We start from the raw sequence: 3,239 nt of genomic DNA, 5'->3' as shown, positions 1-3,239 counted from the left end.
GCGGACGGACCATCGTCATGGTCGTTCACGATCTCAATCACGCCGCGCAGTATGCCGGTCCATCACATCATCGCCGTGGCCGACGGCGGCATCCATGCGGCTGGCAGGCCCGCCGAACTGCTGAAACCGGACTTGATCAGGTCGGTTTTTGGCATCGATGCGATGGTGATTCCCCATCCGGTCGACGGCACGCCCTTGTGCCTGCCCCTGTCGGCATGCGGATCGAGACAATCACCGGTGCCGATGATGCCGCCCGGTTAAAAGTTTCCCTTTGGCCCGCGGCTTCCTGCTTTCGGTGCTTGCAGTTTCTGATGACGTGGTTCCGATTGGCTCAATGTGTCCCGAGCAATGAAGAGATGGCCGCACCGACTGCCCGTGTGTTTTGGGCGTCAAGATGGATTCCGTCTTTCAGGGATGCTTCCGCAACCGTGGCGGCCTCAAAAAAACCGCATCCCCACCGGGCAGCGATTGCGGCATAAAGGCCGGCAAGCTTGCGTGACTCCGCGATGCTGCGTCCGCCTGACAGAACTCCGTCGGGTGTGGCGGGCTTGCGGAAATGCGGTGGGCTGACCAGCAGCAAATTGGGCGGTGGACGACCATGGCCATACGGAAAAGTCACGACGATTTCGACAAGCCGTTCGATACCTTTGGCAGCGCCCTCGGCCTTGCCGCAGAGATGCGGTTTCAGGTCGTTGGTGCCCAGCATGATGATGACGGTATCAAGGGGAGAATGGCTGGCCAACAGCACCGGCAGGATACTCGCGCCGTTTCGGTCGGCGGGACCATCATGATCGTCGAAGCAGGTCGTCCTTCCCGGCAGCCCCTCGGCAATCACACGCATGTCGCCGTCCATGCTTTCCAGGATGGAGGTCCAGCGATCCGCGAAAGGGTGCCGCCCTGTACCAGGGTCGACGCCCCAGGTGAGGCTGTCGCCGAAGGCAAGCACCTCGCGGACCATTATGCCTTGCCAGACCCGCTGGACGCTGGAGGAATGGGCGGCATGACATCGTCCGGAATGGGGTTCACGAAGGGATTGCCATCGAGGCGTGCGCGTTGGTCGGCCTTTGCTGCTGCGATCAGCGTGGGATTGAGGATCAGTTCGATTGCCGTACCGGCGATGACCTTGGCAGCGTGCGCCATGCCCTTGTGGGCGGCCGGCAGCTTGCCCTGGGCGACCAGTTGCCAGGAATGGCCGGGTGTTCCGATCGCGTAGGTCGCGCCGCGCATCTGCACTGTTGGCACCACCCAGCTGACGCTGCCGACATCGGTGGAACCGACCATCGATCCGTCACCGGCATAGAGCGGCACGATCAGGTCGCAGAGCGGCTCGTCTTTTTTCGGTTTCAGATGAAACCTTGCATAGGAAGAACTGATGTCCTCCGGCAGGAATGTCGCCTGGAATTTCCGCGCGATCGCCTTGTCACTGTCGTCGAACACCGCCGGGCCGAGACGTTCCAGCTGGCCATGCATGCATTCTTCCAGCGGTGCATTGCCCATCAGGTTGGCTTCGCCGGAGACGATCTCCTGGCGCATCACCGTCTCGGTCATCAGCGCCGCGCCCTCGGCGATCTTGCGAACCCGTGCCACCAGCGCCAGAAGCTCCGGCAGGCTTCGCGCCCGCACGAGGTAGCGCACCGTCGCGCGTGCCTGCACCACATTCGGCGCCGATCCACCGGCATCGGTGATGGCATAATGGACGCGGGCGGTGGTGGGCATGTGCTCGCGCATGTAGTTGACGCCGACATTCATCAGCTCGACGGCATCGAGAGCACTGCGACCCAGATGCGGCGTGGCCGCGGCATGGGAGGCGCGCCCGGAGAAATGAAAATTCATCTCGCTGCAGGCCAGTGAAATCGGATTGTTGACGCCGCTGAAGGCCGCGGGATGCCAGGAAATGGCGATATCGACATCATCGAACACGCCGGCGCGGACCATGAACCCCTTGGACGAACCACCTTCCTCTGCCGGACAGCCATAATAGCGCACGCGTCCCTCGAGGCCGTTCACGGCGAGATAATCCTTCACCGCCGCGGCGGCCAGCATCGAGCCGGAGCCGAGCAGGTTGTGTCCGCAGCCATGGCCGTTGCCGCCGGAGATCAGCGGGCGCTCCTCGGCCACGCCGGCTTCCTGGCTGAGGCCCGGCAGGGCGTCGTATTCGCCCAGGATGGCGATGACTGGGCCGCCTTCGCCCGCCTCGCCCATGACGGCGGTCGGGATGCCGGCAATGTTGCGTTCTACGCGGAAACCTTCCGCTTCCAGCTGCAGCAGATGTTCGGCCACCGAGCGGTGCTCTTCGTAATTGGTCTCCGGCGTGTCCCACACGCGGTCGCTCAGCTCGAAAAAGGCAGGGCTCTTTTGATCGACGATCGCCCAGACGGCGTCGGCATTCCTCATATTACCATCCTCTTCTATGTGCTCCGCCTCGACCCTGCCTCACGCCGCTATGCCAAGCGTCGGCGTCGCCTCGATCAGCGCCCGCGTATAGGCATGCTGCGGATTGTCGAGCACCGCCCCGACGCTGCCCTCCTCGACGATCAGGCCATTTTGCATGACGACGACGCGGTCGGCGACGCGCGACACCGCGCCGAGATCGTGGGAGATGAACATGCAGGCGAAGCCATGGTCCTCCTGCAGCTTGCGGAACAGGTCGAGCACCTGTTTCTGGATCGTCATGTCGAGGGCGGAAACCGGCTCGTCGGCGACGACGAAGGCCGGATTGCGAATGACGGCGCGGGCAATGGCGACACGCTGCCGCTGGCCGCCGGACAGAGCATGGGGATAACGTTCGCCGAGCCCGGCAAGGCCCACCTCATGAAGCATGTCCCTGACGCGCTCGGCTTTTTCGGCGCGGCTGAGAGCCGGCCCGTGACGCAGCGGTTCAGCGACGATATCGGCAATCTTCTGGCGCGGATCGAGCGAGGAATAGGGATCCTGGAACACCAGCTGGCAGGACAGGCGATAGTCCCGTGCGGTTGTCTTGTCCGCCCCCGTCATCGTGCGATTGCGGAACAGTACCTCGCCACCCGACAGCGGCAGCAGGCCCAGCATGGCGCGGCCGAGCGTGGTCTTGCCGGAGCCTGAGCCCCCGACCACGGCCACGACCTCGCCGGGACGCACCGCCAGCGAGACGCCTTTCACGGCGAGCTTCTTTTCGGCGGCGCTGAACATGTTGCCAGCGCCGGAAAATGTCACGGCGACATTCTTTGCCTCGATCAGCGGCGACGCGACCTCGCCGAGTG

General features: G+C 63.8%; 3 protein-coding genes and 1 pseudogene. 1 reads left to right on the top strand and 3 read right to left on the bottom strand.

Annotated features, from left to right (window positions below; all coding sequences use genetic code 11):
- A pseudogene (locus PDO_RS11700) lies at positions 1-261 on the top strand (hypothetical protein); the annotation flags it as partial.
- 70 nt (positions 262-331) lie between these two features.
- Here the strand turns inward: PDO_RS11700 and PDO_RS11695 are convergent.
- The 3 genes from PDO_RS11695 to PDO_RS11685 all read right to left on the bottom strand — a co-directional run.
- Positions 332-958 carry an SGNH/GDSL hydrolase family protein gene (locus PDO_RS11695; protein WP_009109667.1) on the bottom strand — a complete coding sequence of 209 codons (627 nt, stop codon included), beginning with the start codon at positions 956-958 and terminating at the stop codon, positions 332-334.
- Positions 958-2,394 (bottom strand): M20 family metallopeptidase, encoded by a 1,437-nt coding sequence (locus tag PDO_RS11690; RefSeq protein WP_009109664.1) that lies wholly within the window; start codon positions 2,392-2,394, stop codon positions 958-960. Before PDO_RS11690 ends, PDO_RS11695 begins: the two co-directional genes overlap by 1 nt.
- Positions 2,395-2,433: 39 nt before the next feature.
- Positions 2,434-3,239, bottom strand: an 806-nt coding sequence (locus tag PDO_RS11685; RefSeq protein ID WP_009109663.1) for an ATP-binding cassette domain-containing protein, incomplete at its 5' end; no start/stop codon positions are given.

It is taken from the genome of Rhizobium sp. PDO1-076, assembly GCF_000247475.1.
Taxonomy (GTDB): Bacteria; Pseudomonadota; Alphaproteobacteria; order Rhizobiales; family Rhizobiaceae; genus Allorhizobium.
Note: the sequence above shows the minus strand (reverse complement) of the source record. Positions and strands in the feature narration are given on the sequence as shown.

What these genes read in the sequence shown, in the direction of transcription:
- PDO_RS11690 (WP_009109664.1), bottom strand. Translation starts at nt 2,394, where the DNA reads ATGAGGAATGCCGACGCCGTCTGGGCGATCGTCGATCAAAAGAGCCCT.
- PDO_RS11695 (WP_009109667.1), bottom strand. Translation starts at nt 958, where the DNA reads ATGGTCCGCGAGGTGCTTGCCTTCGGCGACAGCCTCACCTGGGGCGTC.